This is a genomic window from Micromonospora arida (assembly GCF_042873195.1).
GTDB lineage: Bacteria > Actinomycetota > Actinomycetes > Mycobacteriales > Micromonosporaceae > Micromonospora > Micromonospora arida.
On record NZ_JBIALC010000003.1, the window covers coordinates 501,240 to 526,725 of the forward strand.

Here is a 25,486-nt window from a genome sequence, read left to right on the forward strand (position 1 = left end):
CACTAAGTCGCATGTGTCGATGTGTCCATACCTTCCGGCGGTTCAGCATCAACTTTTGTCGATTTGATCGAAAGTCGCCGGTCAGGCGCGTCGGTCGATCGCCTGCCCGGCCAGCGCAACCAGGGCCGCGCGGGCCTCATCGGCCACCATGGCGTCCTGCAGGGCCGAAAGCGCGGCCTCGGTCCGGACCCGGATCATCTGCTCGATCCGCTCCCGCGCGCCGGTCGCCTCGATGATGTCGCGCAGCTCCGCCGCGCCCTCGGCGTCCAACGCCGGGTTGCCGAACAGCTCCCGCAGCCTGATGGTCTGCGGCCGGTCGGCGGCGCTGCGGGCCAGCGCCATCATGACAGTGGGCTTGCCCTCACGCAGGTCGTCCAGGACCGACTTCCCGGTGACCGCCGGGTCACCGAACACGCCCAGGACGTCGTCGCGGAGCTGGAACGCGTCACCCAGCGGGTCACCGAACTCGCCCAACGCGGCGATCAGCTCCGGCCCCGCGCCGGCCAGGGCCGCACCGATCTGCAACGGCCGGGTGACCGTGTACCGGGCAGCCTTCATCCGGATCACGGTGAGCGCGCTGGCCACCGACCCGTCACCCACGCCCGAGACCAGGTCCAGGTACTCCCCCGCGATCACCTCGGTACGCATCAGCGCGAACACGCCGTACCCCCGGTGCACCTGCTCGGTGCTCAGCCCGCACTCGTGGAACATCTGATCCGACCAGGCCGCGCAGAGGTCACCGCAGAGCAGCGCGGTGTTGCGGCCGTACGCCTCGGGGTCACCGCGCCACGACGAGCGGGCGTGCAGGTCGGCGAAGAGCCGGTGCACCGACGGCTCACCCCGGCGGCGGTCGCTGCCGTCCAGGATGTCGTCGTGGATCAGCGCGAACGCGTGGAACAGCTCCAGGGCCGCCGCGGCCACCACGATCGGGGTGCCGTCGGCCGCGCCCGCGCCGCGCCAACCCCAGTAGCAGAAGAGGGGTCGTATCCGCTTGCCGCCGGCCAGCACGAACCGTTGCAGCGCGGTGAACACCCCCCGCGGCGCCCCGTCCGGCCAGTCCGGGCCCTGCCGGCTGAGAAACCCGGCCAGCTCCGCGTCGAAGCGTGCCCGCAGGCCGCTGGTGTCGGTGGGCGCGACGGTGACCGTCATGAGCCCTCCCCCGAACCGCCCGCATCGCCGGGGCTCAGCCCGGCCAGCTCCAGCAGCAGCGCCTTGACCTCGGTCGCCGCGATCTTGTCCCGGGCCGCGGTCGGGTCGGAGCAGAGCAGCACCGGGCCGTCCGCCGGGTCGTCCGGCAGCCGCCCGTGCGAGCCCCGCACCGCCCGCGCGCCGGCATCGAGGCCGACCGCGCTCATCAGGTACCGCATGCCGAGCTTCTTGCGGGCCAGGGCGACCCCGGCCCGGGCCTTCGCGGCACCGGGGTTGGCCGGGTCGAAGAACAGCTCCGCCGGGTCGTAGCCCGGCTTCCGGTGAATTTCCACGAGCCGGGCGAAGTCCGGTGCCTGGGCGTCGTCCAGCCAGTAGTAGTAGGTGAACCAGGCATCCGGCTCGGCCACCAGCACCAGCTCACCGGCGCGCGGATGGTCCAGCCCGTGTGCGGCCTTGCCCTCGGCGTCGAGCACCTCGGCCACCCCGGGCAGGCCGGCGCAGAGCTTCGCCACCGCCGGCACGTCGGCCGGGTCCCGGACGTAGACGTGCGCGATCTGGTGGTCGGCGACCGCGAACGCCTTCGACGTCCACGGGTCGAGGTACTCCATGCCCGCCTGGGTGTGCACCCGCAACAGGCCCTCGGCGCGCAGCAACCGGTTGACGTCCACCGGCCGGGACACGTCGGTGATGCCGTACTCCGACAGCACCACCACTGTGGCGTCCCGAGCCCGGGCGGCGTCCAGGAGCGGGCCGAGCACCGCGTCCAGCTCGGCTGCCGCCGCGGCGGCCTGGGCCGACGAGGGACCGAAGCGTTGCAGGTCGTAGTCCAGGTGCGGAACGTAGACCAGGGTCAGGTCGGGTGACACGTCGGCGAGGATCTGCTCGGCCGCCTGGCAGATCCACCGCGACGACGGCAACCCGGCCGTCGGCCCCCAGTAGGTGAAGAGCGGGAAGGTGCCCAGCCTCCCGGTGAGCGCGTCGTGCAGCTCCGGCGGGTCGGTGTAGCAGTCCGGCTCCTTGCGCCCGTCGGCGTAGTAGACCGGGCGGGGCGTCACCGTCCAGTTGACGTCGGCGCCCATGGCGTACCACCAGCAGACGTTGGCCACCGTGTAGCCGGGTTCGGCCCGACGAGCGGCCTGCCAGAGCTTGTCCCCGCCGACCAGCGCGTTGTGCTGCCGCCACAGCAACACCTCGCCCAGCTCCCGGAAGTACCACCCGTTGCCGACGATCCCGTGCCCGCCGGGCTGCTCGCCGGTGAGGAAGGTGGACTGCACCGAGCAGGTCACGGCGGGCAGCACGGTGCCCAGCTCGGCCCGGAAGCCGCCGTCGGCGACCCCACGCAGTCGAGGCATGTGCGCCAGTAGTCGGGGCGTCAACCCCACCACGTCGAGGACCACCAGTCGCCGGCTCATCGCGTCACTCCCATACTCACGGTTCGCTCTGCGGTCAGGCCGAGGCCGACCAGTTCGTCCCGGGCGAAGGCCAGCTCCGCGGCGATGCCGGCGGCCAGCTCCGCGTCGGTGCCGGGCCGTCGTGCGGCCGGCAGCACCCCCCAGGTGTACGTCTCGACGTCGAGGTGGTCGCAGCCGGCGGTCGGGCCGTCGAAGAGCGCTCTCAGGGCCGCGCGAAGCACCGGCAGGGTCGAGCCGAGCGGCTCCTCGGGTGGGGCGTGCAGCGGCACGTGGTAGTGCACCCGCCACGGGCCGGGCAGCGCCCGCTCCAACGCCTCGTCCAGGTCGTCGGCCGCGTACGTCGGCTCGGCCGGGTCGGCCAGACCGGCGCAACCGGCGCCCCGGGTCTGGTGCAGGAAGCGCGGCTCCACCCAGCGGCGCAACGCCTCGGCGTCGCGGGCCGGGTCGGCGGCCTCGACAGCGGCGGAGACCTGCACCTTCACCACCGGCAGTCCGGCCGCCCGCAGTCGGTGCAGCGCCTCGGCCGGCTCCTCCCAGGCGCAGGCCAGGTGGGCGAGGTCGACGCAGACACCCAGCCGTTCGGTGTCCATCCCGGACAGCAGCGCGGCCGCCTGACCGGTGCTCTCCACCACACAGCCGGGCTCGGGCTCGAAGGCGACGCGTACCTCACGGCCGGTGTCCCGTTGCACGTCGGCCAGGCCGGCGGCGAGCTGGTCCAGTCGGCGTCGGGCCGCGTCGGCCCGATCGGTGTCCCACGGTTGACGCCAGGCCAGCGGCAGCGTGGAGATCGAACCCCGGGCGGCATCGTCGGGCAGCAGGTCGGCGAGGACCCGGGCGAGGTCCAGGGTGTAGGTCAGCCGCTGCTCGGTGGTCCAGTCCGGGTGGTACACGTCCTGCTTGACCACCGGGGCCTGGAAGGCCGCGTACGGGAAGCCGTTGAGCGTGACCACCTCCAGGCCGCGCGCGTCCAGCTCGGTGCGCAACCGGCGGCGTAGCGTCTGGTCGGCGGCCAGCTCGGCGGCGACCGGGGCGGCCAGCCACAGGCCGAGCCCGAGCAGGTCGCTGCCGAGCGCCTCGCGGACCGGCGCCGCGTAGGTGTCCAGTTGACCGAGGATGCCGGTGAGGTCCTCGGCCGGGTGCACGTTGGTGCAGTAGCCCAGGTGGACGGTCTCGCCGCCGGCATGTCGCAGCCGCATCAGCTGCCGCCGCGCAGGATCGAGTTGCCGGTCTGCGGGTCCACGGCGGCGGCGGCGTCCAGGTCGCTGAGGTCGAGCCGCCCCGACTGCCCGTAGAACTCCACCGGGTTTCGCCACAGCACCTTGTCGACGTCGTCGTCGCTGAAGCCGGCCGCGAGCATCGCCTCGCCGGTGGCTCGGGTCAGCAGCGGATCGGAGCGCCCCCAGTCGGCTGCCGAGTTGACCAGCATCCGTTCCGTGCCGTACTCCCGCAGCAACTCCACCATCCGCTGCGGTGTCATCTTGGTGTCCGGGTAGATGGAGAAACCCAGCCAGCAGCCGCTGTCGCGGACCAGCTTCACTGTCACCTCGTTGAGGTGGTCGACGACCACCCGACCGGCGTCGATGCCGGACTCGGCGACCACCGCGAGGGTCCGCTCACAGCCGCGCGCCTTGTCCCGGTGCGGGGTGTGCACCAGGGCCGGCAGGTCGTACGCCACAGCGAGGGCGAGCTGCGCCGCGAACGCCTCGTCCTCCTCGGGCGTCATCGAGTCGTACCCGATCTCGCCGACCGCCACCACCGCGTCCTTGTCCAGGTAGCGGGGCAGCAGGTCGAGGACCGGCCGGCAGCGCGGGTCGTTGGCCTCCTTGGGGTTCAGCGCGATGGTGGCGAAGTGGCGCACCCCGAACTGCCCGGCCCGGAACGGCTCCCAGCCGATCAGCGAGTCGAAGTAGTCGGTGAACGAGGCCGCGCTGGTGCGCGGCTGACCCAGCCAGAACGCCGGCTCCACCACCGCGCGCACTCCGGCGGCGACCATCCGTTCGTAGTCGTCGGTGGTGCGTGAGGTCATGTGGATGTGGGGGTCGAAGATGCGCATTCACGCCTCCCGGGGCAGTGCGGCGGTGAGCCGGTGGAGCAGGTCGTTGGCGTCGGCGGGCAACTCCCGGCCGGCGGCGTGCCGTTCGGCGGCCAGCGCGGCCAGCATCGCGGTCAGCTCGCCGTCGGCCCGGGTGTCCAGGTCGGCCACGTTGGCCAGGGGGACGCCGCTGAACACGCACTTGAGCACCGCCTGCCGCCAGGCAGCCTGGTCGAGGTGCCGGGCGTACGGGCCGAGCGCGGCGGCGACCAGCCGGGTGTCGTTGGTCCGGATCGCGTCGTGCAGCAACGGGACCCCGTCGGCGCCGATCGGCAGCAGCGGCAGGGCGCGCAGCACGGCTCGTCGCTCGGCCGCGTCACCGTGCTGGTAGAGACGCTCGGCGTATGCCGCGTGCTCGCCGGGCAGGCTGTTGAGCAGCAGCACCCGGGCCGCGTCGTCGGCGGTCCAGCCCGGGACGTCGGGCAGCGCCGCCCGCCCGCAGCGTCGGCCGACGGCGGGAAAGAGCCGGGTGATCGCGGTGGGCTCGGTGGTGACCCGGCGCAGCGCCGTGTCCAGCCAATCGGGATCGGGTACGCCTCCCAGCGCGGCCCGTAGTGAATCCGGTGTCATCCCGTCTCCTCCCTTGTGCTGCTCGCCGGTGCCCCGCCACCCTTCGCTCTGCACCTATATATGCACCGGGGCCTCTTTGGCGGGTGTCGCCTCGGCGGGTGCAGAGCAAAGGGTGCGGGCAGGGTCGTTATCGGTGGCCGCGGCGGCACGCAGGAACTCGATCGACCGGGCCGCCACGGCGGGTGCGGCGTGCGAGTCGCGGGGCAACTCCACAGCGACCAGCCCCTGGTAGCCGGCCGCCGCCAGGGCGGCCAGCACCGGCGGGAAGTCGATCTCGCCGACGCCGAACTCCAGGTGCTCGTGCACGCCTCGGCGCATGTCGTCGATCTGCACGTTGACCAGGTGGTCGGCCACCTCGGCGACGCACTGCGGCACCGGCCAGGGCTCCAGGCACCGGCAGTGGCCGATGTCGACGGTGATGCCGAAGCGGGCCGGGTTCTCGAGAGCCGCGTGCAGCCGACGCCAGTCCGCGATGTCCTGCACCAGCATGCCCGGCTCCGGTTCGAAGCCGAGGGTGACGCCGGCGGCGTCGGCCGCGTCGACCACTGTGGCGCAGCCGGCCACCAGCCGGTCCCAGGCGCACTGCGGTGACACCGACTCGGGTCGGACACCGGCCCAGAACGAGACCGCCTCCGCGCCCAGGTCGGCACCGATCCGCACGGCCCGGCGCAGGAACTCGATCCGCCGGGTCGGGTCGTCGTGCAGCAACGTCGGGGCGTGCTTCTGCCACGGGTCCAGCAGGTAGCGGGCCCCGGTCTCGATGACCACCGCCAGGCCCAGCGACTCCAACCGTCGACCGACAGCGGCGACCCGGCGGGTGAGCCCGGGCGCGAACGGATCCAGGTGGTCGTGGTCCAGGGTGAGCGCCACCCCGTCGTAGCCGAGATCGGCGATGACGGCGAGCGCGTCGTCGAGGCGGTGGTTGGCGAAGCCGTTCGTGCCGTACCCGAGACGCAGCGTGGTGGCGTCGGCGGCCGGCGCACCGGGCCGTGGCTCGGGGACGCTCATGTCGGGGAGACCTTCCGGGCCAGCCGTCGACCCAACGGCGCGGCAGCCGCGACGGCCACCCCGAGCAGGCCCGCTCCACCCCGTGCGGTGAGCGCTCCCTGGAGGGCCGGCAACCCGGTGATCCCCGCGCCGACGGCCGCGCGGACCCGCCCGGCCGACGGGTCCCGGACCACAGCGGCCTGGGCCGCGCCGTACCGGGCGGCGTACCACCCGGCCAGCACCGCGGGCAGCACCGCCGCGATCGTGGTGGACCGGCTGCGACCCGCGCGCACGCCGGTCCCGTCGACGGTCCCGGCCCGGTCGGTGGCCCCGGTCTGGTTCGTCGTTCGGAGGGCTGCGCGTCGGGCGCCAGGCACGGCGACGGCGGCACTGGCGGCGACCAACGCGGTGCCGGCGAGGGTGCGCATCGGCAGGGTGGCATCGGCGCCGGTGACCTCCCGGCGGGACAGCGCGGTGACAGTCCAGGTGTGCGCGGCGACGGTGGCCGCCGCCGGCAACGCCCGGCTCATCCGGCCGCCGGACGCGCCGAGCAGCACGTCCAGCCCTCGGCAGGCGGCCATCACGGCCGGGCCGGCCGCGGTGTTCTTGGCCAGCAGGTCGTACCCCCAGATGGTGGCGGCCAGCGGCACGGCGAGCGCGGCGGCGCGGCGACCGCCCACGGCGGCGGCCAGGCCCACGCCGGCGGCCGTGAGGCCCGCCGCGAGACCGACCGCGGCGGCCGGGGTGACCCGTCCGCTCGGGATCGGCCGCTCGGGCCGTTCCTCGGCGTCCAGACCTCGGTCGGCCCAGTCGTTGGCGGCCATGCCGGCCCAGTAGAGCAGCACCGATGCGCCGGCCAGAGCCGGGGTACGTGGGCTCAACGCGCCCGCCGCCGCGGCCCCGGCGATCACGTCACCGGGCACCGAGAGCGCGGCCGGCGCACGGACCAGCTCGGCAAGATCAGCCAACGTTGTCATGATCACCGTCCCCGCCGTCGTGCAGGTGCCGGGTGAAGGCGGTCAGCCGGGCCCACTGCTCGCCCAGCGAGTGGGTGGGCGCGCCCAGCGGGTCCTTGAAGAAGAAGCCCAGGTCGGCCAGCGGCCCCACCTGCCCGGCAGCGTGCGCGGCGGCGGTGAGTCGGGCCAGGTCGAGCACCAGCGGCGCGGCCAGCGCCGAGTCGCAACCGTGCCAGGTGAACTCCATCCGCATGCCGGTGCCGAGGAATCCGCTGAAGGTGATCAGATCCCAGGCGGTCTTGAAGTCGCCCAGCTCCTCGACGTACTCGATGCGGGTGCCGCCCTGCGGGACGTAGCCCAGCGTCTCGCCGAGCACCCGCTGCTTGCTCTGCACCTTCGCAGCGTTCGCGGCCGGGTCGGCGAGGGTGGCGCCGTCGCCACCGCCGAGCAGGTTGACCCCGGACCAGGAGCCAACGGCCAGGTTGCGCATCGCGAACATCGGCGCGAGCACCGACTTGACCAGGGTCTCCCCGGTCTTGCCGTCGTGTCCGGCGTACGGCAGTCGGGCCTCCTCGGCCAGCGCGGCCAGCGCCGGCAGCCGCAGCCCGGTGGACGGGGTGAAGTCGACGTACGGGCAGCCGGCGAGCACTGCGGCGTACGCGTAGAGGGAGCTGACCGGCAGCACCTCGTCCGGACCGTCGAGGGCGGCGCGTAGCGCGGCCGGGTCGGCGTGCGCGGGGTGCGGTCGAGGGGCCGGCTCGGTGGCGGAGACGTTGACCACCACCACCCGGTCCAGCTCGTGCCGCTCGCGGAAGCTGGTCAGGTCACGGACCACGGCCTCGGCGCGGTCGGCCTGGGTGTCGCCGACCGGTGCGGGGCGCAACTCCTGCTCGACCACGCCCAGCTCGTCGCGGAGCGCGGCGACCAGTCGCCAGGGGATGACACCGGCGTCTGCGAGGGCCTCGGCGCGCTTGCACAGTGGGGTGGTGGCCAGGTCGTGTCCGCCGAAGACCAGGTCGGCGAAGGCCGGCAGGGCCGGGCCGCGCAGTTGGGGAAGCTCGGTGACGCAGCCGGTGGGCCCGGCCAGGCCGGCCCGCAGCGCGAGCCCCCCGACGATGCTGGTGGTCGCAACGGAACCGCGCGCTCCTACCAGCCAGACACCTGTTCGCATGGTGCTCCTTCCCCATTCACGAGGAACCGTCGGTACCGCTAAATATAGGAATATCAGAATATGTTTCGGAAAGATACGGCCCTGTTTCGGAAAGTTTCGGGCCGGGTGGATGGGCCCCGTCCGCTCGCCCCGCACCGGAACAGCACCGGCTTCCGACGTCGGCGTCGGCGGCGACGACGCCGGACCGGATCCCGGCAGGTGCGAGCAGACGGGGCTGGCAGGCAGGGTCGGGTCGGCGTCTCGACCCTGCCTCCCCCGCATCCGGCCGGTCGGGGCATTGGCATGCCCCGGCCGGGCGTCTCAGGCCGCCGCGCCCACCGGAAGACCGACCGAACCACGATCCGCCGGGAACCGGCGAGCGGGTGCGGTACGGGTGGGGGCGGCGGCGGGCGGTGTCATCAGGTCCTCCGGAGGTCACCGGTGGTGGCGGTCCTCCGGTGCGGCCGGGGAATCCCGGTCCGGTCGCACCGGACGACCGTCCTGCTCGTGCGCCACCGGGCCGTGCGGCCCGGCTGCACGCTCTCCGAAGCCGGCCTCTGTCCCGGCCACGGGGCGCAATCCGTGGCTGGTCCCTCGCCGGTCGGCTTCGGAAAGCCGGTCGGGCGACGGCGGTGCGAACACCGCCGTCGCGGATGGTCGATGGTCAGACGGTCGCCGCGGTCAGCGTCGGTTCCACCTCGGCCCAGGAGGAGCCGAGCTCCGCCGAGCGGGCCACCGCGTCCAGCACCAGCTGGACCTGCAACGCGTCGGCGAAGGAGGGAGTCGGGTCGACACCGGTGGCGACCGCCTCGATGAAATCGCGCATCTCGTGCGTGAACGAGTGCTCGTAGCCGATGATGTGGCCCGGGGGCCACCACGCCGACATGTACGGGTGCTCGCCCTCGGTCACCAGGATGCGGCTGAAGCCCTGCTCCACGGCCGGGCGGGTCGCGTCGTAGAACTCCAGCTCGTTGAGGCGCTCCAGGTCGAAGACCACACTGCCCAGCGAGCCGTTGATCTCGACGCGCAGCGCGTTCTTACGGCCGGTCGCGAACCGGCTCGCCTCGTACGTGGCCAGGGCGCCACCGTCGAGCCGGGCCACGAAGACCGCGGCGTCGTCGACGGTGACAGTCCCGGTGGGCGCCGAGTGGCCGTCCACCGAGGCCGCCAGACCGCTCGACTCGGCCGGCAACGGCCGCTCCTTGACGAAGGTCTCGGTGACCGCGCTGACGCCGCTGATCCGCTGACCCGTGACGAACTGGGTCAGGTCGATGATGTGCGCACCGATGTCACCGAGCGCGCCGGAGCCCGCCCTGTCCTTCTGCAACCGCCAGACCAGCGGGAACTGCGGGTCCACGATCCAGTCCTGCAGGTACGTCGCACGGACGTGTCGAATCACCCCGAGCCGTCCGTCGGCGACCAACTGGCGCATCATCGTGACCGCGGGGACCCGGCGGTAGTTGAACCCGCACATCGACCGCACTCCGGCGGCCCGGGCGACGTCCGCCGCAGCGGTCATCGCCAGTGCCTCCTCCACCGAGTTGGCCAACGGCTTCTCGCACAGAACGTGCTTGCCTGCGGCCAACGCGGCGAGAGCGATCTCGGCGTGGCTGTCGCCCGGGGTGCAGATGTCGACAACGTCGATGTCGTCCCGGTTGATCAGATCACGCCAGTCGGTGGTGTACGCGTCCCAGCCGAGTGTGTCGGCGGCGTCAGCCACCTTCGCTGTGTCTCGGCCGCAGATCAACGCCATCCGGGCCCGCGCCGGCAGGTCGAAGACGCGGTTCACGGTACGCCACGCCTGTGAGTGCGCGGCGCCCATGAACGCGTAGCCGACCATGCCGACCCGCAGTTCTTTGTCTGTCGTGGACAAGGTGGGTCTCCCCCCGGTATGTCAGAACCCGAGCTTGTCGTAGCTGCTCGCGTTCTCCTTGGTGATCGTCTCCGAGGCCAGGGTCACTTCCTTGGGCACCTGCAGCTCCGTCAGGTCGCCCAGGCCCCGACCCTGCGCGATGAGCCGCGCGAGCGAGACCGCCGAGGAGGCCATCGACGGGTTGTAGGTGACAGTGGCCTTCAGCACGCTGTTGTCGGCCTTGATCGCGTCGATCGCGAGCTTGGAGCCCGCGCCGCCGACCATGAAGAACTCCGACCGGTTGGCCTGCTTGATGGCCGCGAGCACACCGATGCCCTGGTCGTCGTCGTGGTTCCAGATGGCGTCGATCTTCGGCAGCGCCTGGAGCAGCTGGGCCGCCTCGCGCTGGCCGCTGTCCGAGGTGAACTCGGCCGAACGGCGGTTCTCCACCGTGAACCCGTAGGTCGCCAGGGCGGCCTTGAAGCCTTCGCTGCGCTCGACGGTCAGCGGGATCTCCAGGCCGGCGATCTCACCGATGACCGGGTTGGCGACACCCTTGTCCTTGAGGATCTTGCCGATGTAGTGCCCGGCCGAGACGCCCATGCCGTAGTTGTCGCCCTTGATGACCAGCCGTGAGGCCAGCGCGTCGGGGAACGCCCGGTCGAGGTTCACGATCGGGATGCCAGCCTGCATCGCCTGGAGGGCAACGGCGTTGACCTCCTTGCCGTCGTGCGGCAGCACGACGATGATGTCCGGCTTCTGGGCGATCAGGGTGCCGAGCGTCGAGCGCTGGGCCTCGGAGTTCGAGCCGCCGTCGACCTCCTTGAACTCCACGTCCGAGTAGGCCGCGGCCTGGGCCTTGGCGTTGGCGTGGATCGCGCCCATCCAGCCGTGGTCGGCGGCCGGGGCGGAGAAGCCGATGACGACCTTCTTGCCCGGGGCGTTGTTGCCCTCACTGTTTCCGGCGGCCTTGGTCTGGGTGCTGGCGGCCGGGGTCTCGTTGCTGGTGCAGGCAGTGAGGAGGGTGGCAGCGCCCACTGCGGCTCCACCGAAGAGCAACCGGCGGCGCGACAGGTCGCGACTGTGCTGGGTCATGAATGACCTCCTGGGAGCGGGATGTGACTTATTGAGGGTGTGCGAGGCCCGGCCACCGTCGAAGATCTCGACGTTGCCAGGACAACGGTGCGGTGCGTCAGGTTGCGGTGGTGACCCTGTTCCGCGCGAGGAGCCGAGTGACGGACTTGAACTGGAACTGCTGGACCAGGACGGCGGCGACGATGATGCCGCCCTTGACCATGTTCTGCGCCTCGATGGAGAGGCCGTTGATGGCGAAGAGGTTCGTGATCGTGGCGAAGATGATGACGCCGAGCAGCGAACCGACGATCGTGCCCCGGCCGCCGCTGAGCAGCGTCCCACCGATGATCGCCGCGGCGATCGCGTCCAACTCGTACAGGTTGGCCATCGCCGCCTGCGCCGAGGTCGCCTGCGAGGTGAGCATGATGGCGGCGATACCGCAGCACAGACCGGAGAGCGCGTAGAGCAGCATGGTGTGCCGCCGGACGTTGATGCCGGCCAGCCGGGCCGCCTCCGGGTTACCGCCGACGGCGATGGTCCGCCGGCCGAAGGTCGTGCGGTTGAGCACCACCCAACCGGCCAGCACGACCGCGCCGAGGATGTAGACCAGGATCGGGATCCCGATCACCTTGCGCGCCGCGATGTCGTTGATGAACGTGCTGCTCGACACCTGGGTCTGCTTGTTGGAGATCGACGCCGCGAGCCCACGCGCGGCCACCAGCATCGCGAGGGTCGCGATGAAGGGGACCAGCCGCCCGTACGAGATGAGCACACCGTTGACGAGGCCGACGCAGACGCCGACCACGAGGGCGGTGAAGATCATGCCGCCGGCGCCGTAGCTCTGGGTGGCCACAGTGGTGCACCAGACCCCGGCGAGCGCGACGATCGCGCCGACCGACAGGTCGATGCCACCACCGATGATCACGAAGGTCATCCCGACCGTGACCACGCCGACGACCGAGGCCAACTGGAGAATGGCCAGGACGTTGTTCCAGACCCAGTTCGGGTCGCCGTACAGGTCGGGCTTGGTGACAGCGCCGACCACGATGAGCGCGGCCAGCACCCCGATCAGACCGAGGTTGCGCTTGGCGCCGTCGCCACCGTCACCCCGCCACCACGAGAGCTTGCCCCCGGATCCTGCTTTATCGCTGGCCACCGCCGTCTCCGCCGGATCCACCGGAGGCGACTGCGCCGGAAGCTGCGGGCGCTCCGGTGTCGCGGTGGGAGTGGGAGTCGCGTCGCTCATGCCGGTGCGCCTTCCATCAAGGACCCCGCCATCACGAGGTCAAGCACAGTGTTCTCGTCGAGTTCGCCGGCCGCGGCTTCGCGGACGACCCGCCCTTCCCGCATCACCAGCACCCGATCGGCCAGACCCAGCACCTCGGGCACCTCGCTGGAGACCAGCAGCACCCCCACGCCCTGAGCGGCCAACGCCCGGATGACCTGGTAGAGCTCGGCCCGGGCGCCCACGTCCACGCCCCGGGTCGGCTCGTCGAGAAGCAGCAACTTGGTGCCGCCGAGCAGCCAACGCCCGACCACCACCTTCTGCTGGTTGCCGCCGGACAGCGTGCGTACCGGCCGGTCGACGTCCCGGGGCCGCAGCTCCAGGGTCTCCGCGATCCGGTCCGCCTCGGCGCGTTCCTTGGCGGCGTCGGTGAAGCCGAGCCGCGCGTACCGGCCGAAGGTGGCAAGCGTGACGTTGCGGTAGATCGGCTCGCCGAGCAGCAGCGCCTGGCTCTTGCGTTCCTCCGGGGCCATTCCCATCCCGGCGCGGACCGCAGCGCCGACGCCGGGCCGCAGGACCTTTCCGTTCATCTGCACCGTGCCGGCCTCCGGGAGGCGGGCACCGTAGATCGTCTCCAGCAGTTCGGAACGACCGGAGCCGACCAGCCCCGCGATGCCCACGATCTCCCCGGCACGCACGTTCAGCGACACGTCGGCGAACTCGCCCGTGCGGGTCAACCCCTGCACCTGGAGCAGGTCGGCACCGGCGGAGTCGTCGTTCGGCCGGTCCGGGAAGACGTACTCGATGGTGCGGCCGGTCATCCGGCTCACCAGGTCGCGGGTCGGGGTGTCGCGCGCCGGCAGGTTCGCCGCCGTGGTCCGGCCGTCCTTGAGTACGGTGACCCGGTCGCCGATCTCGCGGATCTCCTCCAAGCGGTGGGAGATGTAGATGACGGCGATGCCCTGCGCGGTCAGCTCTCGGATGATCCGGAACAGGTTGCCGACCTCGTCATGGGCAAGCACCGCGCTCGGCTCGTCCATGATGATCAGTCGGGCTTCGTGCGACAGCGCCCGCGCCATGCTGACGATCTGCTTGCCGGCCGCCGGCAGGGACCGGACCATCCGCCCGGGCGGAATCTCACCGTGGCCGAGCCGGCTGAGGATCTGGCGGGTGTGTCGGGCCATCCGGCCACGCCGGACGAAACCGAAGCTGCGGTACTCGTGCCCGAGGAACGCGTTCTCCGCCACCGACAGATCCTCGACGAGGTCGAGCTCCTGGTAGATCGTGGCGATGCCCGCCTTCATGGCGGCCTGCGGGTTGGCGAACGTGGCCGGCTCACCGCGCCACTCGACCTGCCCGGAATCAGGTTGGTGCACCCCGGCGAGCACCTTGATGAGGGTGGACTTGCCCGCGCCGTTCTGCCCGAGCAGGCAGTGCACCTCGCCGGCACGCACCTCCAGCTGCACGCCGTCGAGCGCGCGTACGCCGGGGAAGGTCTTCACCAGGTCGGTGAGGCGCAGGACCACCTCGCCCGCGACGGTGTCGGCGGGAGCCTCGACCAGCGGCGCCTCGGCGACGGCCTCGGCCGACGCGGTGGCGGGGTCATCCTCGGGCAGAGCCACAGTCTCCTCCTCGCTCACGACGGAATCTCGAACAGCTTCATGCGGCTTCCCCGAAGGCGACGTCGCTCGCGAGCACCGCCGCGCCGGCGACGCCGGCACGGCCGCCCAGCTCGGACAGGACGACGGGAAGGTTGCCGGTGGCCAACGGCAGTGATCGGCGGTAGACCACACTGCGGATCTCGGCGAGCAGGATGTGGCCCAGCTGGGCCAGCCCGCCGCCGATCACGATCATCGACGGGTTGGTGAAGCTGACCAGGCCGGCGAGCACTCCGCCGACCCGCCGTCCGCCGTCGCGGATCAACTGGATGCAGGTCACGTCGCCCTCGACGGCGCCCTCGGCGACGTCCAGCGCGGTGACGACACCGCGCAGCGCCAGCCGCTCGGCCAGCGCCGGCGACGTGCCACTGCGGGCGGCGGCTGCGGCGTCCTTGGCCAGCGCGGCGCCGCTGAACAGCGCCTCCAGGCAACCGACGTTGCCGCAGGAACACATCGGACCGTGCGAGTCGACCTGGATGTGCCCTATGTCGCCGGCACATCCGTCGGTGCCCCGGTAGACCTCGCCGGTGAGGTAGATGCCGCACCCGATGCCGGTGCCGATCTTCACGAAGAGGAAGTCGTCCACCGAGTGGGCGACCCCACCGTGCCGCTCGCCGATCGCCATGATGTTGACGTCGTTGTCGACCACCGCCGGGCAGCCGTGCTCCCGGCTGAGCAGCTCACGCACCGGGAACCGGTCCCAGCCGGGCATGATCGGTGGTGAGACCGGAACGCCGTCGCGGAAGCTGACCGGGCCGGGTACGCCGACGCCGACCGCGTCCAGTCGCTCGTACGCGCCGTCGACCCGGGCTTTGTGCAGCAACTCGTTGACCCGTTGCAGGGTCACCTTCGGGCCGTTGCGGATGTCGGCTGCCTCGGCGTAGTGGGCCACCGGTTCGAGGCGGCCGTTGACCACCTCGACGTCTATCGAACTGGCGCCGAGGTCGACGGCGGCGAAGCGAAGCTTCGGGTTCAGCTCGACAAGCGTCGAGCGACGTCCGCCTCGAGATGCGGCCAGCCCTGCCTCGGCGACGTAGCCCAGCGCGACCAGGCGATCAAGCTCGGCCAGCATGCGCGGACGCGGCATCTGGAGCCGGTCGCCCAGCTCGGCCCGGGACACGGCGCCCTCGTCGCGGAGCAGGCGCAACAGGCGCACGTGTAGGGGGTCGACGGTGCGCACCCGGGTGCCCCCTCTTCTTTGGCAGCGTTCACATCGACGCAATGTCGATGTGTTGTGTCCGACACAGTAAGAGCGTTCCACGCCGCCTGTCCAGAGCTTCAGCCGTTCCGAGACCAACTTTTGTCCGAAAGAACAAAAGCTACTAGTCGATCAAGGAAAGGATCACGGACCGCCCGCGTCCCCTCGCCAGCAGTTCCATCGACGGACACGCAAACGCCCCGCCAGCCGATCCTCGGTGGCGGGGCGATTCGAGCGGGGCCGTCAGCGACGGCCGGCAGAATTTCGCTTCTTGCGGAGCTTGCGGTCGTCGCGCAGCTCGACGTACGGCTCGTCGTCGACGTCGTGACCCGCCTCGATGGCGCGGCCCCGCTCCAACTCGGCGTCGAACTCGGCCCCCAGCAGGATCGCGATGTTGCTCAGCCAGAGCCAGACCAGGAAGATGATCACGCCGGCCAGCGTCCCGTACGTCTTGTCGTACGAACTGAAGTTGCTCACGTAGAAGGCGAACAGGCCGGAGATCACCAACCAGATCACCACGGCCAGCACCCCGCCCGGGCTGACCCAGCGGAAGCCGCCGTGCCGCGCGTTCGGTGAGGCCCAGTAGAGGATCGCGAACATCAGGCTGACCAGGATCAGCAGCACCGGCCACTTCGCGATGTCCCACACCGCGACCGCCGTCGAGCCCAACCCGATCACGTCACCGACCGATTCGGCGAGACGCCCAGTGAAGACCACGATCACCGCGCTGACCAGCAGCAACACCCCGACCACCGCGGTCACGCCGAGCCGGATCGGGAGCGTCTTCCAGATCGGCCGCCCCTCCGGCACGTCGTAGATGGTGTTCGAGGCGCGCATGAACGCGCCGATGTAACCAGAGGCGGACCAGAACGCGGCCAACAGACCGATGATCGCCGCGATGCTGGCCAGGCCACCGTTGCGGCCCGCGGTGTCGATCGCACCCTCGATGATCTCCTGGATGCTGTCGTTCGGCACCGCCTGGTTGACGGTGTCCTTGACGCCCTCGGTAGCGCTCTCGCCGAGCAGGCCGAGGATCGAGATCAGCACCAGCAGGCCGGGGAAGATGGACAGCACCCCGTAGTAGGTCAGTGCCGCGGCCCAGTCGGTCAGGCTGTCGTCCTGGAATTCGCGGACCGTCCGGCGCAGAGCCGCCTTCCAACCGCTGCCGGGCAGATCGGTGGGGCTGTCCGGCCCCGCGTCGGGCCCGACCGGAGCGTTCGCGGGATCATGCTCCCGCTCCCGCTGGGCGGAAGACTCGTCCGAGGCCATCGCCCCTCCTCTTCGTCGGTGGTGTCACCTCCGGACATGCCCCGTGAACGCGCGCGCATAACCCCTACCTGTAGAGCAACCTGCCCATCCGGCGAGAGGCCACGTACAGGCCGATCGCCACCATCGCCAGCAGGTAGAGAACGTCGAGCACCCAGACCCAGCCACCGCCGCCCAGCGCGACCCCACGGATCAGGTGCACCGACCGGTACAGCGGGGTGACCTCGACCAGCCAGTGCAGCAGCGTCGGGTAGGCCTGCGCCGGCACGAAGGTGCCGGAGAAGAGGAAGAGCGTGAACTGTGCGGAGCCCATCAGGTCGAAGTCCTGCCAGCTGCGCATGAAGGTGGAGATCGCCATGCCGAGCGCCCCGAACGCGAACCCGACCAGCACCGCAGCCGGCAGGGCGGCCAACGCGCGGCCGACGCTGGTCAGATCCAGAGCGACCATCACCCCGAGGAACGCCGCCGAGTAGGCGCTGCCCCGCAGCATCGCCCAACCCAACTCGCCCACGGCGATCTCGAACGGCCGTACCGGGGTGGCGATCATCCCGTCGTACAGCTTCATGTACTTCATCTTGCCGAAGAAGTTGAAGGTGGTCTCCGCGAGCGCCCCGGTCATCGCCGAGGAGGCCAGCATCGCCGGGGCCACGAACTCGGCGTACGAGACCAGCCGCCCGTCGGGCAGCGGCAGGTCGCCGACCAGCGCGCCGACGCCCACCCCGATGGAGAGCAGGTAGAGCAGCGGCTCCACGAAGCCGGAGAGCAGCAGCAGCCAGTAGACCGACTTCAGCGCCGCGACGTTGCGCCCGACCACCGACGCCGACCGCCGGGACGCGGCGGAGACGTCGACCAGCCGGGGCAGGATCAGCGTGACCACGACACCCTCTCTGCTTGCTCTTCAGACGACGAGTTGCTCTTCAGACGACGAGCTTGCGACGGAACGCGCGCACCGCCAGCAACCAGCCGGCGACCGCCCAGGCGGCCAGGTAGAGCAGGTGCCCGACGATCGACCACTGTGGGGCGACGCCGAGCGTGGCCGCGCGGCACAGGGCCACGGCGTGCCACAACGGTGTCGCGTACGCCAGCCAGCGCAGCGCCTCGGGCAACGACTCGACCGGAAAGAACACCCCGGCGAAGAGCGTCATCGGGATGACCGCGAACCGGAACAGCATCGCCAGCCAACTGTCGCTCGACACCGACGCGGCGTACGCGAAGGTCGGCGCGGCGACGGCCAGCACGAGCAACGCCACAACCGGCAGGGTGGCCACCGCCCACGGCGACCGCAACGCCCCGAACAGCCCGGTGACAAGCAGGAACGCCACAATCGTGGTGAGCACCCGGAACAGCACGAAGGCCAGGTGCCCGGCCACGATGTCACCCACCCGCAGCGGCGACGCGCCCTGCGCGAAGTAGGTCTTGACCCACTGGAAGTTGCTGAACACCGGCCAGGTCGAGTCGCCGACGGTCACCTGGAGCGCGGTCGAGGCGATCAGCCCGGGGACCAACCAGTCGAGGTAACGCACCCCGCCGACGCCCTGGTCGATGTAGGCACCGACGCCCACCCCGAACCCGAGGACGGTCAGCACCGGCAGCAGGAACGAGGAGAACACCCCGGCTCGCCAGGTGCGCCGCAGACCCACCAGGTAGTGCTCGAACACCGCATACGCAGGCACCCATGGGAACCGCGCCGATCCCGTCACACTCACCCGATCACCCCGCCCACCGCGCCGGCCACCACGACCTGTCTACCCCCGGGGTACGACAGACCGCCGGTCACCCTACGACTACCCCGCCGACGTGTCGCCCGGGTTTCGCCGCGTCGCGCGGGTCGCCCCGTCGCGCGGGTCGCCGCGTCGCCCTGGCTCCGCTCGCTGATCGACTCGGTTTTCAGGAAGTCGCGGTGTCAGAGCCGCCCCGATACCCCGATTTCCTGAAAGCCGAGTGGATCTAGGCCGAGCGGCCGCCAGCGCGGTGACCAGAGACGGTCGCCAATCGGCACATGACTCGATGGGTAGGGACGCCCGATCAAGCAGCCGGAGACTAAGCGCTACCTACCGGCGGACAGAGTCGGACCCGACGAACGCGCGCCACGCGTCAGGCGGGAAGAGCAGCACGGAGCCGGTCGGGTCCTTGGAGTCGCGCACGGCCACCAGCCCAGGCAGGTTGCCGGCAACCTCCACACAGTTGCCGCCATCCGGGCCGCTACGAATGCTCTTGCGCCACCGGGCACCGGTTAAATCCATGTCTCCGCCACTTCCGCCATGAGATCGAGGGACTGCCCGTGCGATAGTGCCTCACCGCGGATCGACTCCCACACCTCGACCATCTGCCGGACGTACTCGGCGCGGTCGATGACCTGCCCGTGACGCTGTCCGGCGAGATAGACAAGGTCCTCCCCCTGCGACAAGCTTGCGATCACGAACGGCCCTCCGAGTCCAGCGTAAGCACCAGCGGGAGTCGGCACTACCTGGATTCGGACCCTCGGAAACGCCGTGCCGAGCTTCACAAGGTGCTGAACTTGCTCGCGCATAACTCCCGGCCCACCGACAGATCGGCGCAGCACGTGCTCGTCGATCACAGCAGTGAGCAGCGGAGGCCGGTCTCGGGTGAGCAGTCTCTGACGGTCGAGCCGGGTTGCCACCTGCTGCTCGACCTCGTCTGCCGCGAACAAGCCGCCGCCGGTCAGTAGCGCGCGGGCGTACCCCTCGGTCTGCAAAAGGCCTGGCACGCACAGCGGCTCGAACGAGCGCAGCGCTGTGGTTTCCTGCTCGATGCCGGCCCAGTCGCGAAACCACGGCACCACGGCCTCCCGGCTGATCCGCCGCTGGATGCGTTCGAATCGACCGTCGGCTGAGAACACGGCGTCACATCGGCGGGCGAAGTCCAGACTCGGCCGGCGCTCCGATGTCTCCACCTTGGCGACCAACGCCCCGGAATAGCTCAACGCCTCGGCCAGCGCCGTCTGCGACATCCCACTGACGGCCCGGGCCAGTCGCAGCTCCTCGGCGAAGTGCTCCAGCATGGACGAACTCTCCACGGACAACCCCCGTACATTCCCGTACCGAGCCGGGCCGATTGCCGTACGCGCTGGTCGTCGGCGTGCGGAACCTCCCACCGTAGTCGGTTCCTCACCAGACTGTCACGCAGCGGAACCGCTCACGGGATCCAGACGGCGGGCGGAACCAGGCCGGGAGCGCCCCGTGACCCCCGACCCGGGGCGCTCCCCACCCACCCGATGGAGGTTCCCTCGTGCGACTGACCTGCTCGGCTCATCACGGCGGCGGGCACTGATGCCGCGGTACCGCCCACACCTAGCGGCACGCCCGTCCTGGCGCTGCCGGGTCTGCGGCGCCCCGTGGCCCTGCTCACCGGCCCGCCTGGCACTGCTGGGCGAGTACCGAGGGGACCGGATCGGCCTGCTCATCTACCTCGCCACGTTGCTGTACGAGGCGACCGGGGACCTCCCCGGCCAGACCGGTCGGGACCGGTTGACCGACCGATTCATCACCTGGGCCAGAGCCCGTTGAGCGGTGCTCGTCGCCAGCCGGTCAGGCCGGTCGGTACGCGCGGATCAGCGCCTGCACGGCGTAACCGAGCAGCAGCACTCCCGCGCCGACGCCGACCACCAGCCCGGCCGAGACCGCCGAGGCGAGGCCGGTGACGAGGCCCGCCACGGCCACCAGGCACAGCGCGACACCCAGCGGGCGGAGCAGCGGATCCCGCAGGAGCGGGGCGAGCGGGAAGAAGTGCAGGCCCACCACCAGACAGACCAGCACCGGAACGTACTCGGACCAGTTGGCGGCGACCAGCACGGCGGCACCCAGCCCGGCGGCGGCGAACTCGGCCAGGACGATGAGCACGTACGGGCGGTCGGCGGCCCGGTCCCGAGGGCTGCCGGCCCCCCGCAGTCGGGAGGACAGCACACCGCCCAGCACGGCGGTGAACAGTGCGACGAGGCTGCCCACCACGAGCAGGGCCCGCAGCGGCTGCTCCGCCGCCGGCACACTGAACCAGACCATCGCGAAGACACCCAGGTAGAGGGCGGTGAGCCCGGCCTGACGTCGGTTGGCGATCACAAGATCAGACATGAAACTCCCCCGGGTTACGACAGGCCGTCGGTCACCCTACGACGCCCCTGTCGACTTGTCGCACGCGTTCCACCCAGTCGTCAGGGCCCCGCCGAGGCCCGGCGCTCCCAAGCTCCAACTCCCTGATCGACTCGGGCTTCAGGAAATCGGGCTGTCCGCTCCGCCGTATCACCCCGACTTCCAGGAAGCCGAGTCGATCAAGCGGGGCCCGGGGTGATACGCCGGAAATGTCGCAGGGCTGAGCCGTCAACGATCCTCTCGGCCCGTCAGTCGACCAGGGTGCGGCCGGTCAGGTGCAGGAAGACGTCCTCCAGGCCGCTGCGCCGGACCAGCACGTTCGCCGGCTGGAGCCCCAACGCGGTGACCTCGGCGACCGCCGCGTCGCCGTCGGGCACGTAGAGCAGGACCCGGTCGGGCAACACCTCGACCCGCTCCCCCAGCCCGTCGAGCTTGCCGGCGAACGGCTCCTGCGACTCGGCGGCGAAGCGCAGCTCGACCACCTCACGGGTCGAGTGCTGCTCGATCAGCTCACGGGGCGAGCCCTCCGCGACGATCCGGCCGCCGTCCATCACCACCAGGCGGTCGCAGAGCTGCTCGGCCTCGTCCATGTAGTGCGTGGTGAGCACCAACGTGACGCCCTGCTGCTTGAGCCGGAACAGCCGCTCCCACACCAGGTGCCGGGCCTGCGGGTCCAGCCCGGTGGTCGGCTCGTCGAGCAGCACGATCTCCGGATCGTTCACCAGCGCGCGGGCAATGGTCAGCCGACGCTTCATGCCACCGGACAGCGGCTCGACCTTGCTGTCGGCGCGCTCGGTGAGCTGGACGAAGTCGAGCAGCTCGGCGGCGCGCTCCCGGGCCGCCCGGCGAGAGATGCCGAAGTAGCGGGCGTAGACGGTCAGGTTTTCCCGGACGGTCAGCTCCGGATCGAGATTGTCCAGCTGGGGGCACACCCCGAGACGCGCCCGGATCGCCGGCCCGTCAGCCACCGGATCCATGTCGAGGATGCGCAGCTCACCCCCGCTGGGCGGAGAGATGCAGCCGACCATCCGCATGGTCGACGACTTGCCCGCGCCGTTGGGCCCGAGGAAACCGAACGCCTCACCCGAGCGAACCTCGACGTCGATGCCGTCCACAGCGGTGAAATCGCCGAACCGCTTCACCAGCCCACGAGCCTGAATCAGTGGTTGCCCCGAAGTCACCGCCCGACCCTAACCGCCGGGTCCGACAGCCCTCCACGCAAATATCCGCCGGCGACCGGCCGATCACCCCGGTGTCCGTACCACCGTGGACGAAACGCCGATCAAGGCCCCACCGTCAGCCAATCGACGTGTATCGTCCCTTCGTGTCGCCCATCAGCTCGCCCGATGGCTTGCCGCCACCTGCCCGACCAGCCAACTCTCCCGTTGATGGGTCCGCAGCGAGCCCCGGCGGCGGGCCACCCCGACCACGACCGGAAACCGACCCGACGGAGCCCGGCGAACCCGGCGGCGCCCACCCGCCCAACCCCACCACCCTCGCAACCGAGCCCGACCAGACCAGGTTCGGCGCAAACGAGCCCGACGCGAGCACGACCGACGCAAGCAAGCCCGACGCAACCAGGCCCGACCCGACCAGGCCCGACGCAAGCAAGCCCGACCCAAGCGAGCCCGACGCGGGCACGACCGACCCGAGTGGGCCGGGCGTGGACGAGCGGGCGACTCGGGATCTGGCCGCCCAGTTCGAGGACGAGAAGCCGGGGCGGGTGCTCTCCGGGCCGGCGGGCCTGCTCCTCACCATGGCGGCGCTGGCGGTCGGCGCTCTCGCCCTGTGGCAGGTGTTCCGCCCTCTGTCGCAGGGCAGCAAGTACTACCTGATCATCTTCCTGGCCGGCGTACTCCCGCTGGTCTTCCTCGCCTACCCGGCCGACCTGCGGCTGCCGGCCCGCCTCCGCGCCCGGCGACGACGCACCAACCGCGCCGAGGCCACCGAGAACGACAGCGACAGGCGCACCCCGGCACTCGCGTCGTCGGGGCCCACAGTGGCCGACTGGGCTCTGGTCGTCCTGGCGGTCGCGGCCTGTCTCTACCCCGTCCTGCCGATCCACATCGGCAGCGGTGGCGGCGGCTACAACGCGTTCCTCGATCGGCAGGGCCTGCTGGCGCCGACGGATCTGGTGCTGGGCACCGTCCTGCTGCTCCTGCTGCTCGAAGCGTGTCGACGTACCACCGGTTGGATCCTGCCCGCGGTCTGCCTGCTGTTCCTCGGCTACGGCTACTACGGCGGGTTGTTGCCGCAGTCCTGGCCGGTCGCGCACGCCGGGCTCGACTTCAGTCAACTGGTCGACGCGTTCTACAACTCCGACAGCGGCTTCTACGGCACGCCACTCGACGTGGCCGCCTCGTACATCGTGCTGTTCACCATCTACGGCGCGGTGCTGGAGTTGTCCGGGGCCGGGCGGTTCTTCGTCGAGTTGTCGGCGGCGGCGTTCCGACGTTCCCGTACCGCCGCCGGCCGGACGGCGGTGGCCTCGGGTTTCCTGCTCGGCACCGTCTCCGGCTCCGGCGCGGCGACGACGGTGAGCATCGGCGCGGTCACCTGGCCGCTGCTGCGCCGCGCCGGCTACCCGCCGGAGCGGGCCGGCGGCATGTTGGCCGCGGCCGGGGTGGGCGCCATCCTCTCCCCACCCACCCTGGGTGCGGCGGCGTTCATCATCGCCGAGTACCTGGGCGTCTCGTACCTCCAGGTGCTGGGCTGGGCAACGGTACCGACGGTGCTCTACTACCTCGGCATCCTGCTCGCCGTGGAGATCGACGCTCGCCGGTCCGGCGTACGCCCCGTGGTGATCGACGTCGACTCGCCCTGGCGGCTGCTGGCCCGGTTCGGCTACCACTTCGCCTCGCTGATCGCCATCATCGTGTTCCTCGCCGTCGGTGTGTCCGCGACGCGCGCCGTCGTGTTCGCCATCGTCGTCGCCGCCGTGCTCTCCTACCTGGACCGCACGCACCGACTCACCCCGGACCGGCTGGTGACCGCGCTCGTCACCGGCGTACGTGGCGTCCTCGCCGTCACCGCGGTCTGCGCCGCCGCCGGCATCATCACGGCGACCACCACGAAGACCGGCCTCGGGCCGCAGGCGGCGGCGCTGCTGATCGGCGGGGCGCAGGCGGCCACCTCGGACCCGACGCTGGTGCTGGTGCTCACCGCGCTGCTCGCCGCCGTCGCGCTGAGCCTGCTGGGCCTTGCCGTACCGGTCACCGCGTCGTTCGTGATCGGTTGGGTGATCGTCGGTCCGGCCCTGCTCGACCTGGGCGTCACCGCGCCGGCGGCGGCGATGTTCGTCTTCTACTTCGCGGTGCTGTCCGAGGTGTCCCCGCCGACCGCGCTCGCCGCGGTGGCCGCCGCCGCGGTCACCGGCGGCCGGCTGGTGCCGACCATGTGGCAGACCCTGCGGTACGCGCTGCCGGCGTACCTGACCCCGATCGCGTTCGTCATCACGCCGGCCGGCCTCGGCCTGCTCGGCATCGGCGGCGTCCAGCGAATCGCGTTCGCCGCCGGAGTCACCGCGCTCAGCGTGGCGGTGCTCGCCGTCGCCGCCGGTGGCTGGCTGCCCGGCGTGGGCCCGGCCGGCGCCCCGGAACGGGTGCTGGGCGCCCTCGCCGGTGTCACCCTGCTCTGGCTCGAACCCGTGCCGGTCACGGTCGGCGCGGCGCTGGCCGCCGTCGCGGCGGCGGGCGTGTTCATCCGACGCGGCTCCGCCGACCGGTCATCGTCCGGATCACCAGCCAATCCTGTGGAGGAACAACTGTGAGACGAATCGACATACGGCTCGCGGCGGGCCTGAGCGTGCTCGCACTCGTCACGGTCGGTGCCGCGGGTTGCGGAGGTCAGCAGGGCGGCGCGGCCACTGACGACACGGCCAGCGACGTCACCTGCGAGGTGACCAAGGAGACGCGCGTCGGCATCGCCACCGGCAACGCGACAGGCGTCTACTACGTGGTCGGCAACGCCCTGGCCGGTCAGTTGTCCGGGACGACCGGCGGCAAGCTCACCGGCACCGCCGCCGAGACCGGCGCCTCCGTGCAGAACATCGAGCAGCTCGTCGGTGGCCAGTACGACGTGGCGTTCTCGCTGTTCGACACGGCGGTCAACGCGGTCGAGGGCAAGGGCAGTTTCACCGCACCGCAGCCGGTGCAGGCGCTGACCCGCATCTACGACAACTACACCCAGGTGGTGGTCCGCAACGACTCCGGGATCACCTCGGTGGCCGACATGCGCGGCAAGCGGATCTCCACCGGTTCACCGAAGTCCGGCACCGAGGTTATCGCCAACCGGCTGTTGGAGGCCGCCGGCCTCGACCCGGCCAAGGACATCCGGGCGCAGCGACTGGACCTGACCAAGACGGTCGAGGGGGTCAAGGACGGCAGCATCGACGGCTTCTTCTGGTCTGGCGGTCTGCCCACCGGGGGCCTGACCGACCTGTTCACCACCGCCGGCGACTCGGTGAAGTTCGTCGACATCGCGCCGTTGCTGCCGAAGATGGCCGCGCTGAGCCCCGGCTACCAGGAAGGCACGATCGGCCGGGACGCGTACAAGACGGCTACCGACACCCCGACGATCGTCGTACCCAACGTGTTGTTGGTCCGTAAGGACCTGGACGCCAATGTCGCCTGCGCGATCACCCGGACGGTGTTCGACAAGCGCGACGCGCTGGCCCAGGCCAACCCGGCGGCCAAGGGGATCTCGCTGGAAAAGGCCCGCAGGACCCTGCCGGTGCCGCTGCACCGCGGCGCGGAGAAGGCGTTGAAGGACCTGGGCGCGAACTGACCCGGC

The 25,486-nt window shown here is 71.1% G+C and carries 23 protein-coding genes; 3 read left to right on the plus strand and 20 right to left on the minus strand.

All coding sequences use genetic code 11. From position 1 onward, the window contains the following. Nucleotides 1–81: 81 nt before the first annotated feature. The 18 genes from ACFYP0_RS13535 to ACFYP0_RS13620 all read right to left on the minus strand — a co-directional run bounded on the left by ACFYP0_RS13535 (nt 82) and on the right by ACFYP0_RS13620 (nt 19,611). Nucleotides 82–1,149, minus strand: coding sequence for a polyprenyl synthetase family protein (locus ACFYP0_RS13535; protein ID WP_124862295.1), 1,068 nt, complete (start codon nt 1,147–1,149; stop codon nt 82–84). After that, entirely contained in the window at nt 1,146–2,561 is a 1,416-nt protein-coding gene (locus ACFYP0_RS13540) for an alkaline phosphatase family protein (RefSeq protein ID WP_356980967.1), read from the minus strand. Before ACFYP0_RS13540 ends, ACFYP0_RS13535 begins: the two co-directional genes overlap by 4 nt. Continuing rightward, a complete protein-coding gene (eboE, locus tag ACFYP0_RS13545; protein ID WP_386995872.1) occupies nt 2,558–3,757 on the minus strand; it encodes a metabolite traffic protein EboE in 1,200 nt (399 codons plus the stop codon). The genes ACFYP0_RS13540 and eboE overlap by 4 nt, the downstream gene beginning before the upstream one ends. Further along, nucleotides 3,757–4,614, minus strand: coding sequence for a TatD family hydrolase (locus ACFYP0_RS13550; protein WP_386995874.1), 858 nt, complete (start codon nt 4,612–4,614; stop codon nt 3,757–3,759). Before ACFYP0_RS13550 ends, eboE begins: the two co-directional genes overlap by 1 nt. Next, nucleotides 4,615–5,223, minus strand: a complete 609-nt coding sequence (locus ACFYP0_RS13555; RefSeq protein WP_386995876.1) for an EboA domain-containing protein — start codon at nt 5,221–5,223, stop codon at nt 4,615–4,617. Between the two features lie 54 nt (nt 5,224–5,277). Then, on the minus strand, nt 5,278–6,231 hold the full coding sequence (locus ACFYP0_RS13560; RefSeq protein WP_386995878.1) for a sugar phosphate isomerase/epimerase family protein: 954 nt from the start codon (nt 6,229–6,231) through the stop codon (nt 5,278–5,280). After that, complete coding sequence (locus tag ACFYP0_RS13565) at nt 6,228–7,187, minus strand: SCO3242 family prenyltransferase (protein WP_386995880.1); 960 nt, start codon at nt 7,185–7,187, stop codon at nt 6,228–6,230. The genes ACFYP0_RS13560 and ACFYP0_RS13565 overlap by 4 nt, the downstream gene beginning before the upstream one ends. Next, a complete protein-coding gene (locus ACFYP0_RS13570; protein ID WP_386995882.1) occupies nt 7,171–8,337 on the minus strand; it encodes an inositol-3-phosphate synthase in 1,167 nt (388 codons plus the stop codon). The genes ACFYP0_RS13565 and ACFYP0_RS13570 overlap by 17 nt, the downstream gene beginning before the upstream one ends. Before the next feature lie 643 nt (nt 8,338–8,980). Beyond that, a complete protein-coding gene (locus tag ACFYP0_RS13575; protein ID WP_386996035.1) occupies nt 8,981–10,156 on the minus strand; it encodes a Gfo/Idh/MocA family protein in 1,176 nt (391 codons plus the stop codon). A gap of 54 nt (nt 10,157–10,210) precedes the next feature. Beyond that, nucleotides 10,211–11,263 (minus strand): substrate-binding domain-containing protein, encoded by a 1,053-nt coding sequence (locus ACFYP0_RS13580; RefSeq protein ID WP_386995883.1) that lies wholly within the window; start codon nt 11,261–11,263, stop codon nt 10,211–10,213. Between the two features lie 97 nt (nt 11,264–11,360). Beyond that, nucleotides 11,361–12,488, minus strand: a complete 1,128-nt coding sequence (locus ACFYP0_RS13585; RefSeq protein WP_355580240.1) for an ABC transporter permease — start codon at nt 12,486–12,488, stop codon at nt 11,361–11,363. Beyond that, nucleotides 12,485–13,993: a sugar ABC transporter ATP-binding protein gene (locus ACFYP0_RS13590; protein WP_386996038.1), complete on the minus strand. Its 1,509-nt coding sequence runs from the start codon at nt 13,991–13,993 to the stop codon at nt 12,485–12,487. The genes ACFYP0_RS13585 and ACFYP0_RS13590 overlap by 4 nt, the downstream gene beginning before the upstream one ends. Before the next feature lie 133 nt (nt 13,994–14,126). Further along, nucleotides 14,127–15,305, minus strand: coding sequence for an ROK family protein (locus tag ACFYP0_RS13595; protein ID WP_386995885.1), 1,179 nt, complete (start codon nt 15,303–15,305; stop codon nt 14,127–14,129). 261 nt (nt 15,306–15,566) lie between these two features. Next, nucleotides 15,567–16,592, minus strand: a complete 1,026-nt coding sequence (locus ACFYP0_RS13600; RefSeq protein WP_386995887.1) for a YihY/virulence factor BrkB family protein — start codon at nt 16,590–16,592, stop codon at nt 15,567–15,569. A gap of 64 nt (nt 16,593–16,656) precedes the next feature. Beyond that, nucleotides 16,657–17,466, minus strand: coding sequence for an ABC transporter permease (locus ACFYP0_RS13605; RefSeq protein WP_386995889.1), 810 nt, complete (start codon nt 17,464–17,466; stop codon nt 16,657–16,659). 40 nt (nt 17,467–17,506) lie between these two features. Next, nucleotides 17,507–18,295 carry an ABC transporter permease gene (locus tag ACFYP0_RS13610; RefSeq protein WP_386995891.1) on the minus strand — a complete coding sequence of 263 codons (789 nt, stop codon included), beginning with the start codon at nt 18,293–18,295 and terminating at the stop codon, nt 17,507–17,509. A 345-nt stretch (nt 18,296–18,640) separates the two neighbouring features. Beyond that, nucleotides 18,641–18,832 (minus strand): DUF397 domain-containing protein, encoded by a 192-nt coding sequence (locus tag ACFYP0_RS13615; protein ID WP_386995893.1) that lies wholly within the window; start codon nt 18,830–18,832, stop codon nt 18,641–18,643. Beyond that, on the minus strand, nt 18,823–19,611 hold the full coding sequence (locus ACFYP0_RS13620) for a helix-turn-helix domain-containing protein (RefSeq protein WP_386995895.1): 789 nt from the start codon (nt 19,609–19,611) through the stop codon (nt 18,823–18,825). The genes ACFYP0_RS13615 and ACFYP0_RS13620 overlap by 10 nt, the downstream gene beginning before the upstream one ends. 268 nt (nt 19,612–19,879) lie before the next feature. Between ACFYP0_RS13620 and ACFYP0_RS13625 the strand changes: the two genes are divergently transcribed. Further along, nucleotides 19,880–20,116, plus strand: coding sequence for a flavin reductase (locus ACFYP0_RS13625; protein WP_386995897.1), 237 nt, complete (start codon nt 19,880–19,882; stop codon nt 20,114–20,116). Between the two features lie 21 nt (nt 20,117–20,137). Here the strand turns inward: ACFYP0_RS13625 and ACFYP0_RS13630 are convergent, their stop codons facing one another. Both ACFYP0_RS13630 and ACFYP0_RS13635 read right to left on the minus strand, forming a co-directional pair. Beyond that, complete coding sequence (locus ACFYP0_RS13630; protein WP_386995899.1) at nt 20,138–20,677, minus strand: hypothetical protein; 540 nt, start codon at nt 20,675–20,677, stop codon at nt 20,138–20,140. A gap of 266 nt (nt 20,678–20,943) precedes the next feature. Further along, nucleotides 20,944–21,876: an ABC transporter ATP-binding protein gene (locus ACFYP0_RS13635; RefSeq protein WP_386995901.1), complete on the minus strand. Its 933-nt coding sequence runs from the start codon at nt 21,874–21,876 to the stop codon at nt 20,944–20,946. Nucleotides 21,877–22,358: 482 nt separating this feature from the next. Here ACFYP0_RS13635 and ACFYP0_RS13640 point away from each other — a divergent pair, with 482 nt between their 5' ends. Both ACFYP0_RS13640 and ACFYP0_RS13645 read left to right on the plus strand, forming a co-directional pair. Next, entirely contained in the window at nt 22,359–24,464 is a 2,106-nt protein-coding gene (locus tag ACFYP0_RS13640) for a TRAP transporter permease (protein ID WP_386995903.1), read from the plus strand. After that, the gene (locus ACFYP0_RS13645) at nt 24,461–25,480 is read left to right on the plus strand and encodes a TAXI family TRAP transporter solute-binding subunit (RefSeq protein WP_124860183.1); all 1,020 of its coding nucleotides are present in this window, start codon (nt 24,461–24,463) and stop codon (nt 25,478–25,480) included. The genes ACFYP0_RS13640 and ACFYP0_RS13645 overlap by 4 nt, the downstream gene beginning before the upstream one ends. The last annotated feature ends 6 nt before the right edge of the window (nt 25,481–25,486 follow it).